This window comes from Sulfitobacter sp. JL08 (assembly GCF_003352045.1).
Taxonomy (GTDB): Bacteria; Pseudomonadota; Alphaproteobacteria; order Rhodobacterales; family Rhodobacteraceae; genus JL08.
The window spans coordinates 3,742,759-3,755,630 of sequence record NZ_CP025815.1; the positions used below are offsets into that span (position 1 = coordinate 3,742,759).

15 protein-coding genes are annotated in these 12,872 nt (G+C 59.0%); 8 read left to right on the forward strand and 7 right to left on the reverse strand.

Translation table 11 applies throughout. The annotated features are described in order from the left end of the window. Positions 1 to 94: 94 nt before the first annotated feature. Genes moaB through C1J05_RS18435 form a run of 3 tightly spaced genes read right to left on the reverse strand, consistent with a single transcriptional unit; the run spans position 95 to position 2,018 of the window. Positions 95 to 637 (reverse strand): molybdenum cofactor biosynthesis protein B, encoded by a 543-nt coding sequence (gene moaB / locus C1J05_RS18425; RefSeq protein WP_114871530.1) that lies wholly within the window; start codon positions 635 to 637, stop codon positions 95 to 97. A gap of 3 nt (positions 638 to 640) precedes the next feature. Then, the gene (locus tag C1J05_RS18430; protein ID WP_114871531.1) at positions 641 to 1,261 is read right to left on the reverse strand and encodes a LysE family translocator; all 621 of its coding nucleotides are present in this window, start codon (positions 1,259 to 1,261) and stop codon (positions 641 to 643) included. Continuing rightward, positions 1,254 to 2,018, reverse strand: coding sequence for a uracil-DNA glycosylase (locus C1J05_RS18435; RefSeq protein WP_114871532.1), 765 nt, complete (start codon positions 2,016 to 2,018; stop codon positions 1,254 to 1,256). Before C1J05_RS18435 ends, C1J05_RS18430 begins: the two co-directional genes overlap by 8 nt. Positions 2,019 to 2,171: 153 nt before the next feature. Here C1J05_RS18435 and C1J05_RS18440 point away from each other — a divergent pair, with 153 nt between their 5' ends. The 5 genes from C1J05_RS18440 to C1J05_RS18460 all read left to right on the forward strand — a co-directional run bounded on the left by C1J05_RS18440 (position 2,172) and on the right by C1J05_RS18460 (position 6,296). Then, complete coding sequence (locus C1J05_RS18440) at positions 2,172 to 3,122, forward strand: aspartate carbamoyltransferase catalytic subunit (RefSeq protein WP_114871533.1); 951 nt, start codon at positions 2,172 to 2,174, stop codon at positions 3,120 to 3,122. Beyond that, positions 3,122 to 3,679 (forward strand): hypothetical protein, encoded by a 558-nt coding sequence (locus C1J05_RS18445; protein ID WP_114871534.1) that lies wholly within the window; start codon positions 3,122 to 3,124, stop codon positions 3,677 to 3,679. Before C1J05_RS18440 ends, C1J05_RS18445 begins: the two co-directional genes overlap by 1 nt. Next, positions 3,676 to 4,965 (forward strand): dihydroorotase, encoded by a 1,290-nt coding sequence (gene pyrC / locus C1J05_RS18450; protein WP_114871535.1) that lies wholly within the window; start codon positions 3,676 to 3,678, stop codon positions 4,963 to 4,965. The genes C1J05_RS18445 and pyrC overlap by 4 nt, the downstream gene beginning before the upstream one ends. Further along, a complete protein-coding gene (gene plsY / locus C1J05_RS18455; RefSeq protein ID WP_114871536.1) occupies positions 4,965 to 5,573 on the forward strand; it encodes a glycerol-3-phosphate 1-O-acyltransferase PlsY in 609 nt (202 codons plus the stop codon). The genes pyrC and plsY overlap by 1 nt, the downstream gene beginning before the upstream one ends. Before the next feature lie 90 nt (positions 5,574 to 5,663). Continuing rightward, positions 5,664 to 6,296, forward strand: coding sequence for a LysE family translocator (locus C1J05_RS18460; protein WP_114872438.1), 633 nt, complete (start codon positions 5,664 to 5,666; stop codon positions 6,294 to 6,296). On the opposite strand, the gene C1J05_RS18465 is transcribed toward C1J05_RS18460, so the two are convergent. From C1J05_RS18465 to C1J05_RS18480, 4 genes are all read right to left on the reverse strand, one after another. Continuing rightward, entirely contained in the window at positions 6,287 to 6,835 is a 549-nt protein-coding gene (locus C1J05_RS18465) for an amino acid synthesis family protein (protein ID WP_114871537.1), read from the reverse strand. The two genes, C1J05_RS18460 and C1J05_RS18465, sit on opposite strands and share 10 nt — an antisense overlap. 93 nt (positions 6,836 to 6,928) lie before the next feature. Further along, a complete protein-coding gene (locus C1J05_RS18470) occupies positions 6,929 to 8,299 on the reverse strand; it encodes a glutamate--cysteine ligase (protein ID WP_114871538.1) in 1,371 nt (456 codons plus the stop codon). A 59-nt stretch (positions 8,300 to 8,358) separates the two neighbouring features. Further along, positions 8,359 to 8,886, reverse strand: a complete 528-nt coding sequence (locus C1J05_RS18475) for a hypothetical protein (protein WP_114871539.1) — start codon at positions 8,884 to 8,886, stop codon at positions 8,359 to 8,361. Beyond that, positions 8,883 to 9,605, reverse strand: coding sequence for a 16S rRNA (uracil(1498)-N(3))-methyltransferase (locus C1J05_RS18480; protein WP_114871540.1), 723 nt, complete (start codon positions 9,603 to 9,605; stop codon positions 8,883 to 8,885). The genes C1J05_RS18475 and C1J05_RS18480 overlap by 4 nt, the downstream gene beginning before the upstream one ends. 12 nt (positions 9,606 to 9,617) lie before the next feature. On the opposite strand from C1J05_RS18480, the gene ubiA reads away from it, so the two are divergent. The 3 genes from ubiA (at position 9,618) to C1J05_RS18495 (ending at position 12,871) form a co-directional block, all read left to right on the forward strand. Beyond that, positions 9,618 to 10,580, forward strand: a complete 963-nt coding sequence (ubiA, locus tag C1J05_RS18485; protein WP_114871541.1) for a 4-hydroxybenzoate octaprenyltransferase — start codon at positions 9,618 to 9,620, stop codon at positions 10,578 to 10,580. A gap of 61 nt (positions 10,581 to 10,641) precedes the next feature. Further along, positions 10,642 to 12,528, forward strand: a complete 1,887-nt coding sequence (locus tag C1J05_RS18490; RefSeq protein WP_114871542.1) for an OmpA family protein — start codon at positions 10,642 to 10,644, stop codon at positions 12,526 to 12,528. A 10-nt stretch (positions 12,529 to 12,538) separates the two neighbouring features. Then, positions 12,539 to 12,871: a hypothetical protein gene (locus C1J05_RS18495; RefSeq protein WP_114871543.1), complete on the forward strand. Its 333-nt coding sequence runs from the start codon at positions 12,539 to 12,541 to the stop codon at positions 12,869 to 12,871. Position 12,872 lies beyond the last annotated feature (1 nt).

Sequence of the window (12,872 nt, forward strand, 5' to 3'; positions counted from 1 at the left end):
ACTTATCCTTTGTTGGACCCTTGCGGGCCGACACTCTTAAACTAAAGAAGTGGCACGAAATGCCAAGCCACAAGAGTGTTAACGGAGAATTGTTTTATTTCCGTCGCTTATGCTCGTCCAAACGCGGCATAATCTCAACAAAATTGCAGGGCCGGTGCCGGTAATCCAGCTGTAGCCGCAAAATTTCGTCCCAGGCATCCTTGCACGCGCCCGGGCTTCCTGGCAGGGCGAACAGATATGTGCCACCAGCGACCCCGCCAGTCGCCCGTGATTGCACAGCGGATGTGCCGATTTTCTGCATCGAAACAATCGTAAACACGGTTCCGAACGCCTCGATTTCCTTTTCGTAAACATCCCGGTGCGCCTCGACCGTAACATCCCGACCGGTCAGCCCTGTACCGCCCGTTGTCAAAACCACATCTACCGAGGCATCCGCGATCCAGGCCCGCAACTGATCCGAAATAAGCGCCCGTTCGTCCTGAACGATCTTGCGGTCCGCCAGAATATGCCCCGCCTCGCTGATCCGGTCGACCAGCACCTTGCCTGATTTATCCTCATCCAGACTGCGGCTGTCAGACACGGTCAGAACGGCGATCCGGACCGGAACAAATTCCATGCTTTCATCAATTCTGGACATAGCCTAACCCCTTTCAAAAACCGCAAGCCGCACTGCAAGCACGGCGAAAATCCCGCCACTGATCCACGCAAGTGCACGCTCAAACCCTGACGATCCGGTCAGATACCGGCGCACCTGTCCGGCAAAGACACCGACGCCGGCATTGATCAGAAAGCCGCCAATCGCCAGAACCGATCCGAACACCAGAAACTGTCCCAGCACCGATCCATGATCCGGATCCACGAATTGCGGAACAAAGGCCAGCACGAACAGGATGACCTTTGGGTTTGTCAGGTTAACGATGAAGCCTGCGCGAAACGCATTTTTGACAGGCGCGGACAAACGCGGCCCATTGCCGAACCCGCCGCGGATCGCACCCAGTGCCAGCCACAACAGATAGGCCACACCGACCCACCGGATCACATCAAAAAGCCAGGGCACTGCCGCGACAGCCGCACCCAATCCGACACCTGCAAGCGAGACATGCACCATGGAACCCGCGGAAATGCCCGCACTGGCCGCAACCGCCGATGACGCGCCGGATCGGACACCCTGCCCCAGACAAAACATCATGTCTGCCCCCGGAGTGAGGTTCAGCGCAAGCGCGGCAGGCACAAAGGCAAGAAGTGTCAGCAGATCAACCATCGTTCAGTTTCGACTTCAGCGCCAAAAGATCGGCCCACGCCTGCGCCTTGGCCGCCGGATTGCGCAAAAGATAGGCCGGGTGGAACATTGGCAGAACCGGTTTTCCAAAAGCACTCTGCCACTGCCCGCGCAGCCGCGTGATACCCCGTTTGCCCAGTACAGCCTGACAGCTGATATTGCCCATAAGAACCAGAACATCGGGATCGGCCAGCGCCACATGACGCTCCAGAAACGGACGCATCATCGCTATCTCGTCGGGTGCCGGATCACGGTTCTGCGGCGGACGCCAGGGCAGAACATTGGTGATGTAGACCGGATTTCGCGCCGCATCCCGCGACATTGCGATCGCGGCCAGCATCCGGTCAAGCAACTGGCCTGCGCGTCCTACAAACGGCCGGCCTTCCCTGTCTTCGTCCCGCCCCGGAGCCTCGCCGATGATCATCACCCGCGCGGCGGGCACGCCGTCAGAAAAGACCAGATTGCGCGCACCCAGCTTCAATTCACAATGCTCGAACGCCGCCAGCGCCGCCTGCAGGGCTTCCAGTGATCCGGCGTTTCGCGCGGCCTGTTCGGCCTCTGCAACCGGATCCACTGCCGCGGCCATTGCGGAAGCAGGTGCAGGGGCTGCCGCCTGTTTGACCGGCGCAAGCTGAACTTCATAGCGGTTGACCGGAACGTCGCCAATCGCCTCGGTCGCGCCCAAATCAATCTGCCAGTCCAGCAGCGCTTTGGCCGTGTGAAAATCCATTGATTCCATGCGCCCTACGCTATCCTGCCTGCGATCCGGTGAAAACGCCCAACTTCTTTTTGCACCAAATACGGAAACCCGGTCTTTCAGTTCCGCGCATCCGTCTCTTGCCCGGGCACGACCGCATCCTTATAAGGCTGAAAATTGCTGCCGGAGCGGTCCATGACATTTGCCCACCGTCACCTTCTGGGTATCGAACAACTCAGACCTGACGACATCACGACCATTCTTGATCTGGCAGATGATTATGTGGCGCTGAACCGCCAGACGGCAAAACACTCTGACGTTCTGGCCGGCCTGACCCAGATCAACATGTTCTTTGAAAACTCCACCCGCACCCAGGCCAGCTTTGAACTGGCGGGAAAACGGCTGGGCGCCGATGTGATGAGCATGGCAATGCAGGCTTCGTCGATCAAAAAGGGCGAAACCCTGATTGATACGGCGATGACACTGAACGCCATGCATCCTGATCTTCTGGTGGTGCGCCATCCGCATTCCGGCGCTGTCGATCTTTTGGCGCAAAAGGTCAACTGCGCGGTTCTGAACGCGGGCGACGGGCGTCACGAACATCCGACACAGGCCTTGCTTGACGCGCTGACGATCCGGCGGGCCAAAGGCCGGTTGCACCGCCTGTCGATAGCGATTTGCGGCGATATTGCCCATTCTCGCGTGGCGCGTTCCAACATCATGCTGCTGGGCAAGATGGAAAACCGCGTGCGCCTGATCGGTCCGCCGACACTGATGCCGGCAGGAATTGCCGATTTTGGTGTCGAAGTGTTCGACGATATGAACCGCGGCCTTCAGGATGTAGACGTCGTGATGATGCTGCGCCTTCAGAAAGAGCGCATGGATGGCGGGTTTATCCCGTCAGAGCGTGAATATTACCACCGCTTCGGGCTGGATGCGGAAAAGCTGGGCCATGCCAAATCCGATGCCATCGTCATGCACCCCGGCCCGATGAACAGAGGCGTGGAAATCGATGGAACCCTGGCCGACGACATCAACCGTTCGGTCATTCAGGAACAGGTGGAAATGGGCGTGGCCGTGCGCATGGCCGTGATGGATCTGCTGATGCAAAGCCATCGTGCCCAACATCAGACGGGGGCAATGTGATGCGCATCCATATCCCGAAAAACGAACGCGGTGTGGTCCGGATCTTTGCAATAGATCTGGATGATTCCGCGCAAGCCGAATTCACGACCCGAAACACCGACGAAGGCCGCGATTTATGGCCCCTGCGTGATGCGTTGGGCGTTGCAGATATCCAGCCCCGGCATGTCGAGATTTTTCCGGTCGCGGATCTGGCCGATATCGGCGTTGCCGGATACCTTGCCGAAGGCTACGCCATTGCGCCGGAAGATATTGAAAAGGTCCGGGCCGCGCTTGAGGCCCTGAAAGGGCTGGTGGTTCTGGTCTGGTCACCTGCCTTTGGTGGCGTGGAAACTGAACTGGAGCCCAAGCCGCCCCTGCGGTTGGTCGCGACCTTGCAGGAACCACAACCCGACATCCGGTTTGATGATCTGCCCGATCAATCGGCAAAGGCATCATCTGGTGTAACGCCGCAAAGAAGCAAAGTGTCAGATGCCGCCATGTCCGGGCGGATTGCGATGCTGGCGCTGATTGTGGCCTTTGCTGTCGTCGGGCTGATGATTTGGGTGGGCGCGCAATGACCGATGCAACCGTCTTTACCAATGCCCGCCTGATCGATCCGGAAACCGGAACAGATGACATTGGCTGGGTACGGACAGAAAACGGCCAAATTAGCGCTGTATCCTATGATGCCCTCCCGAAAACGGTGGAAGGAACACGTATCGACTGTTCCGGTAAATGCCTGGCGCCGGGTATTGTCGATATCGGCGTCAAGGTGTGCGAACCGGGGGAACGGCACAAGGAATCCTATCGCTCTGCCGGGCTTGCTGCGGCGGCGGGCGGCGTGACCACGATGGTCACGCGCCCCGATACCGATCCGAGCATCGACAGCCCTGAAATTCTTGAATTTGTGACCCGCCGCGCGAACCAAGCCGCGCCTGTCAATGTCGTGCCCATGGCCGCGCTGACCAAAGGCAGGCAGGGACGCGAAATGACGGAAATCGGGTTTCTTATGGATGCCGGGGCTGTTGCGTTTACTGATTGCGACCACGTGGTCACCGACACCAAGGTATTCAGCCGCGCGCTGACCTATGCCCGATCCTTGGGCGCGCTTGTGATTGCCCATGTGCAGGAACCGGTCCTGTCACAGGGCGCGGCTGTCACCTCTGGCAAATTTGCATCCTTGCGGGGTCTTCCGGCGGTATCGCCCATGGCCGAGCGGATGGGGCTGGACCGTGACATAGCGCTGATCGAAATGACAGGCGCGCGCTATCACGCCGACCAGATCACAACGGCACGGGCCCTGCCAGCGCTTGAGCGGGCGAAACGCAATGGTCTAGACATCACGGCAGGCGTGTCGATCCATCATCTGACGCTGAATGAATTCGACGTGGCCGATTACCGCACCTTCTTCAAGGTCAAACCGCCGCTGCGTGCGGAAGACGATCGGCTGGCGGTTATCGAAGCTGTCCGCAGCGGCCTGATCGATACGATCAGTTCGATGCACACGCCGCAGGACGAAGAAAGCAAACGCCTGCCCTTTGAAGAGGCCGCAAGCGGTGCCGTGGCCCTGGAAACCCTGCTGCCGGCCGCCATGCGCCTTTATCATGCAGGGCAGTTGGATTTGCCCGCGCTTTTCAGGGCCATGTCGCTGAATCCCGCAAAACGGCTTGGCTTGCCCGGTGGCCGGTTGCAGGCAGGTGCTCCCGCCGATCTGGTGTTGTTTGACCCGGATGCGCCATTTATGATGGATCGCACCACCCTGAAATCGAAATCGAAAAACACACCGTTTGACGGACAGCGCATGCAGGGTAAGGTTATCGCAACCTATGTTGCAGGCCAGCCTGTATTTGAAAGACAGCATTAATGCCCTTGTTTGAAACTTCTGTCGCCGGTTTGCTTCTCTGGGCTCTGATCGGATACGGGCTGGGGTCTATTCCGTTCGGCATGGTGTTGGCACGTCTGATGGGGCTGGGGAACCTGCGCGATATCGGGTCGGGCAACATCGGGGCAACCAATGTATTGCGCACAGGCAACAAACTGGCGGCGTTTCTGACACTGCTGCTGGATGGCGCAAAGGGCGCGGTCGCCGTTGTTCTGGCCCGTATGTTTGCCGGCGAAGACGCGGCCCAGATCGCGGCACTTGCCGCCTTTCTGGGGCATTGTTATCCGGTCTGGCTGGGCTTTCGCGGCGGCAAGGGCGTTGCTACGTTTCTGGGCATCATTCTGGCGCTGGCCTGGCCTGTCGGGCTGGCCTGTTGCGCCGCATGGGCGGCAGGCGCAGGTCTGTCGCGCATGTCATCGATGGGCGCGCTGGTGGCTGCGTCTTCGTCCACTTTTTTCATGGTGTTCATGGGACATGCCGGCGCGCTGCTGCTGGGCGTCATTCTGACAGTTTTGGTGATTGTCCGTCACAAGGACAACATCAAGCGGATCAAGGCCGGAACAGAACCAAAGATCGGCCAGAAAACCTGACGGGTCTGTCAAGAAACCCATCGGCAAGTCGCCGTTGCGCACAAATGTGGTTGCGCCAGATGAATGCGCACACTGCAAGGAGCGCCGGCAATGATTGAACTGAATCTGCCCCTGATCCTGATTGCCGCGCTTTTGGCGGGGGCCAGTCCGGGTCCGGCAACATTGGCGATTGCCGGCACATCCATGACATCGGGGCGGCGCGCCGGGCTGGCCCTTGCGTCGGGCGTGACCACCGGATCATTTGTCTGGTCTGTTTCGGCGGCGTTCGGATTGGCGGCCGTGATGCTTGCCAATGCCTGGGCATTCGAAATCATCCGCTACGCCGGGGCGGGGTACTTGCTGTTCCTCGCCTATAAATCCGCGCGCTCTGCCTTGCAGGGGGCGCAGTTGAAAACGCCTGCTCTCGTTCTGTCGCCGCGTCGCGCCTATTCCAAAGGATTGGCGCTGCACCTGACGAACCCAAAGGCAATCCTGTTCTTCGGGGCGCTATATGCCATTGGCCTGCCGCCGGATACGCCACCATCGGGGTTGGTGATCGTCATCCTTGCTGTTGGAACGCAAAGCATGATCGTGTTTCACGCCTATGCTGTGATTTTTTCCAGCGCCCCGATGATCGCCTGTTACCAGCGGATGCGGCGCGGGTTCGAGGCCGTGTTTGCAATGGCTTTTGGTGCTGCCGCACTGCGCATTCTGACAGCCCGTCTTGCCGCGCCTCAGGGCTGAACCGGCCCACTGCCACAGCGCGGGATGGGGCGGCCCCCATCGGCATAGGCCAGAACCATCGCGATTTCGTCCGGTCCGGGGCCATCGGGCACGCACAGCGTAATGGTATCGAAGTGATCGAAAGACCACGGATTATCCTTGTGACCCAAGGGCAAATCGATTGAGGTGCCCGGCCCGCCGATCTTGACATTCGACGGAATAACCGCTGCACCCCCACCCGCAGCGCCACGCATCGGGGCACCCAATCGCGGGTGAATGACAGCGCCGCCATGCTCCATATCACCGTTGACGCCAACGATCGCCGCCTTGCCATAAGACACCGGTGCTTTGGCAAGCTGCGCAACCGCGTCCTGCGCAAGGGTCTGGCCCAGTTCTGCGCCAATCTCGAACAGTTCCGACAGATCATCCCGGCGACGGCCGGCAAGTGGATTGCGAAAAACGGCAATCGCCGCAACCCGCGTAACTGGCGCGCAAGGCTGTCCCAGCAAATCGGCGGTAATCAGTTCGCGCAGGAAAATGATCTTTCGGGTTTGTACCATTGCGGCTTTCCATCTGTTTCAGGTGGAAACTGTGCACGGTTTATGCCGTTCGGTCGATTGGAAATGCACAATATGCTGAAACCGCCCGCAGCTTCAGTACGAATATTCCTGATAAATACGGGTCAGATTCCCGCCCCATTCACCGTTGTATTTGTCCAGCAATTCGTCGGCAGGCACTTTCCCCGACTCGATGCTTTCTTTCAGCGTGTTCAGAAAGTGGGTTTCATCCGGCACCATGCCGCCCGCGCCGCTGCGCCCGCGCGCTTTCAGTCCCGCTTCGGACAGCGCCACGACTTCGCGCGCCAGATCGTGCATCTTGAGGCTGCCAACCTGCGCCTGCAATCCGTCGCGTCCGGCGGCAACACGCAGTTCTTCGCGTGTTTCAGCATCCCAGCCCTTGACCAGATCCCAAGCACCATCCAACGCGGTCTGATCATACATCAAACCGGTCCAGAAGGCTGGCAGCGCACACAACCGCCGCCAGGGACCGCCATCAGCCCCGCGCATTTCAATGAATTTCTTGATCCGCGCTTCGGGAAAGGCCGTGGTCAGGTGATCGGCCCAATCCGACAGGGTCGGCGTTTCACCCGGAAGCGCCGACAATTCGCCCTTGAGGAAATCACGGAACGATAGGCCCAGCGCATCGATATATTTGCCATCGCGATACACAAAATACATCGGCACATCGAGCGCGTATTGCACCCAGCGTTCAAACCCGAAGCCGTCTTCGAACACGAAAGGCAGCATGCCGGTGCGAGAATCATCAAGATTGCGCCAGACATAGCTGCGCCATGATTTGTAGCCGTTGAGTTTGCCTTCAAAGAAAGGCGAATTGGCAAACAGTGCAGTTGCCACAGGTTGCAACGCAAGGGACACACGCAACTTCTGCACCATGTCCGCCTCGGATCCGAAATCAAGGTTCACCTGCACCGTGCAGGTGCGGCGCATCATTGCCCGGCCCATCGTGCCCACATGCTGCATGTATTCGTTCATCAGGGCATAGCGGCCCTTTGGCATCAGCGGCATGTCGTCATGCGTCCAGATCGGCGCTGCGCCAAGGCCGATGAATCCGACGCCGACCTCGTCCGCGATATCCTTGACCTCGCGCAGGTGGGTGTTCACCTCGTCGCAGGTTTCGTGAATGGTTTCCAACGGCGCGCCCGACAGTTCCAGTTGGCCGCCCGGTTCCAGCGACACATTCGCACCGTCTTTTTCAAGACCGATCAAGTGGCCCGCCTCGCGCACCTCGGACCAGCCGTGACGGTCGCGCAATCCTTCCAACACCGCCAGAATCGATCTTTTGCCTTCGAACGGCAAAGGTTTCAGCGTGTCTTTGCAATAACCGAATTTTTCGTGTTCGGTGCCGATGCGCCAGTCTTCTTTGGGTTTGCACCCGTCGGCCAGATACTCGGCCAACTGGTCATGATGTTCGATCGGGCCACCGCCGGACTGAGGAATGGACATGCGCGTGCTCCAATCTGAAAAAGCGTTCGGGGCAGTCCTGCGTGGAAACCGTCAGGGTGTCAATGCAGCCGGGCCACGCTTGGGCGCAATGGTGTCTTCTCCCAGATCACAACTGCATGAGCTTTTTTGCCCTTCAGCTCGCCCAGCATCCGTTCGGTGCGCAATCCCGGAAGGGTCGAGAATGCATCGAATAGAGTTTCTGCGCCCTCCGCATTCAGGGGAATGTAAACCGGCGGCTGGCCGGGTTGTTCCAGTATCCAGTGGGCCGGTGTGTTGGCATGATCAAGTGTCACACGCTCCAGATCGGCCAGTGCGATCGCGCCGCCGGACAGGGGGCCGAAATAGGTGATCTGGCCTTCGTCCACCTGCACAACACCCGGTCCGCCACTGCCCACGCGAAACCGTGCGCGTTGCAGGCCCAGAACGACCAGCCCTACCCCGACGGCGCCCGTGACATAGCCGACGATCTGCAAGATGCCGTAGGTGCCAACGATCCAGTAAAGGCCCAGTGCAATCAGCCCGATCCCCACCAGAACCTCGCGCAATCGCCACAGCACCTGCCGCGCGGCCGGCCGTATCAGGCTCATGTCCAGTCCCCCAGGGTGTGTTGCCAAAGGGTCATTGCGGCCACCGCCGCCGTATCCGCGCGCAAAACAAGCGGACCCAGTGAAATCGAGTGCGAAAACGGCAAGGCGCGCAGCCGTTTTCGTTCCGCTTCGGAAAACCCGCCTTCGGGCCCGATCAGGATGGCCCAGGGCCCGCGTTCGCTTATCGGCAGGTTCAACCGCCCGCCTGCTTCGGCTTCATCACAGAACATCAACTGGCGATCCTGCGGCCAATCGGCCAGCAGACGATCCAGTTTGTGCAGGCCCGTCACCTCGGGAACATAGGTTCCGCCGCATTGTTCGGCGGCCTCCACCGCGTGCGCCTGCAGCCGGTCCTGCTGAATGCGGCCTGCATTGGTAAATTCAGTCTGCACCGGAACAATGCGCGCCGCCCCCATTTCGGCAGCTTTTTCCACGATGAAATCGGTACGCGCCTTTTTGATCGGGGCAAACAGCAGCCATAGGTCTGGTGGCATCTGCAAAGGACGCGTCTGGTGTCGCACACTCAAGACACCACTGCGCTTTGACGCTTCGCTGACCTCTGCCAGCCATTCACCATCTTTTCCGTTGAATACAAGAACAGCGGCCCCGACCGCCTGTCGCATGACGCCAAAAAGATAATGTGCAGCATCGCGCCCCAAAGGAACCGATTGCCCCACCCCCAACGGGTGCTCTACATAAAGCCTGATTTTTGCATTCATAGGCTGATACATATGCAAGGTGATGCGCCAACACCAGATGGACAGGTTGCAGATGCTGTCAAAGGCAACTGGGTAGACCTTTACGCACCCGCGCCGGCCCGCCCCTATCTGCGCCTCAGCCGCGCCGACAGGCCGATTGGCACGTGGCTGTTGCTGATCCCGTGCTGGTGGGGTCTGACGCTTGCGATGCTGTTTGACGGCAAGGCCGGTTGGCATGATGCGTGGATTGCGCTGGGATGCGCCCTGGGTGCGTGGCTGATGCGCGGCGCGGGGTGTACCTGGAACGATATTACTGACCGTGATTTTGATGCTCAGGTGGAACGCACGCGATCCCGCCCGATCCCGTCCGGGCAGGTCAGCACCCGACAGGCGGCCATCTGGATGATCGCACAGGCATTGCTGGCGTTTTGCATTCTGCTGACGTTCAATACGGCGGCCATCGCCCTTGGCGTGCTCGCGCTTTTGCCGGTCGCGATCTATCCGTTTGCAAAACGCTTTACGTGGTGGCCGCAGGTTTTTCTGGGTCTGGCGTTCAACTGGGGGGCGCTGCTGGCATGGACCGCACATACCGGATCGCTGGGGGCACCCGCCGTCGTTCTCTATCTGGCCGGTATCGCGTGGACATTGTTTTACGACACGATTTACGCCCATCAGGACACCGAAGACGACGCACTGATCGGAATCAAATCAACGGCACGCCTGTTCGCTGAAAACACCGCGCCATGGTTGCGCCGATTCCTGATGGCGACGGTCGGATTGATGGGAATTGCCGTGATCTATTCCGCCATCGACAGTGCAAATGTTCTGGGAATGGCGATTGCGCTGGGGGGGCCATGGGCCATGGGATGGCACATGACATGGCAATTGCGCGGGCTGGACATACATGACAACGCCAAATTGCTGCGCCTGTTTCGCGCCAACAGGGACACTGGCATGATCCCGCTGGTGTTTTTCTGCGCAGCCCTGCTGACGTGATTGAATACCCTGCCCCATCGGCGTATCAAACCTGAAAGCAACAAGGTCGAGCCTGTTATCGATGCGTCTTTCCGCACTTTTCATTGTTATCGCCACGTTTGTCGGTGCCGCAGTAATAAGCCTTGTGGCGGCCGGGTTTTCGGTAACGCTGATTGAAGACAATTCCGAAATCGGGGTGCGTGATACACTGGACGCCGAGGGAATGCCCTGGGCTGAAGTACAGGCAGACGGATTGCAGGTTACGCTGTCAGGTGTCGCACCATCCGAAGCGGTTCGGTTCAAGGCGCTTAGCGCGGCAGGCAGTGTTGTTGATGCGGCCCGGATCATCGACAACATGGAAGTCAAGGCAGTGGCCGATCTGGCCCCGCCGCGGTTCTCTGTCGAAGTGCTGCGCAATGATCGCGGCATTTCGATCATCGGCCTGATCCCGTCAGCAACGGATCGCGCAGCCATCGTTGAACGCCTGCAAAAGATGGCCGGAAACGGCGATGTCACCGACCTTCTTGAAACCGCCGATTACAGCGTGCCCGATGGATGGGAGGAAGCGCTGGGATTTTCGCTGACAGCCTTGAAAGACCTGCCGAGATCAAAAGTGTCGGTCACGGCGGGGCGTGTTTCAATCACGGCGATGACCGACAGCGCCGAGGCCAAGCAAAAGGTTGAAGACACTCTGACCCGCGCGGCACCGCCCGGAATTCAGCTGGTTGTTGCGATATCAGCGCCGCGCCCTGTCATCACCCCGTTCACATTGCGCTTTGTGCTGGACGCGGACGGCGCACGTTTTGATGCCTGTTCGGCAGACACCGAAGCATCGGCAGATCGCATTCTGGCGGCAGCAAGAATTGCAGGTCTGGGCGAAAACACAGGCTGCACGATCGGCATGGGGGTTCCTTCGCCGAATTGGTCAAAGGCCGCGGTTCAATCCATTTCCGCAATTGCCGAACTGGGTGGCGGTTCGGTGACGTTTTCGGATGCCGATGTCGCCCTGATCGCGATTGAAGGCACGGATCAAGACATTTTTGACCGTGTGGTCGGAGAGCTTGAGGCCGCTCTTCCGGATGTGTTTGCATTGCATGCCGTGCTGCCAGTTCCCGAAACCGGGCAGAACCAGGGCCCGCCGGAGTTTACAGCCACGCTGAGCCCCGAAGGGCTGGTTCAGCTTCGGGGCCGGCTGAGCGATGAAAACCTGCGCAGTGTCGCCGACAGCTACGCCCAGGCCAGATTCGGGTCGGCCCGGGTGTATACGGCGGCGCGGATCGTTTCCGATCTTCCGCCAAACTGGCCGCTGCGCGTTCTGACCGGGCTGGAAGCCCTGAGCTTTCTTAGCAATGGATATGTCACCGTGACCCCGGACAGCATTCAGGTACAGGGGAACACAGGCAACCCTGATGCAAATGCTGCGATTGCCAGTTTGCTGGCTGAGAAACTGGGGGCCGCAGAAGATTTCAAGATCGATGTCGCGTACCAGAAAAAGCTGGATCCCGTGGCCAGCGCCCCAACGCCCGACGAATGCGAAGCCGAGATCAAGGCGATCATCGATGTTGCCAAAATCGATTTCGAACCGGGATCGTCGCAAATGAACGCCGCCGCGCTTGAGACAATGGATGACATTGCGGAAGTTCTGAAAAAATGCGGTGACATGAAAATCGAAATTCAGGGTCATACAGACAGTCAGGGCCGCGAGGAAATGAACCAGCAGCTAAGTCAGGAACGCGCCCAGTCGGTTCTGGACGAACTGCGCGCCCGGCGGGTATTAACATCATCTTTTTCTGCGAAAGGGTATGGCGAAACTTTACCAATCGCGGATAATGGGACCGAAGAAGGTCGGGAAACCAACCGCCGGATCGAATTCAAACTGATCCGCCCGGCCCCGGCAAAAGCAGAACAGCCCACAGGGCTGGAACGCACGGAAGAAGAAATAACGCCGGAAAACGGCGAAACTGAATAGGGACAGGCGTGTGAGCAGAACAGAATTCATTATTGCAACGGCGATCGTTCTTTTTGTCGCGTTCTGTATGGGCTGGTTTGCCAATTGGCTGATCCACCGGTTCACCCGCGTGAGCCAAAGCGATGTCGGTGAACTGGAAAAGATGAGTCAGGAACTGCACGAAGCCGAAGAAACCCGCGATCAGGCCATCACGTATCTGCAACAACGCGAAGCAGAACTGACCAATCAGCTAAGTCAGACCGAGGCGGAACTGCGCGCTGCAATGGATGGATTGCGTGATGCACGCCACGAAGCCGAAGAAATGCGCGGCTATATCGAACGGATGAATGCCCCGACAGGGTAAA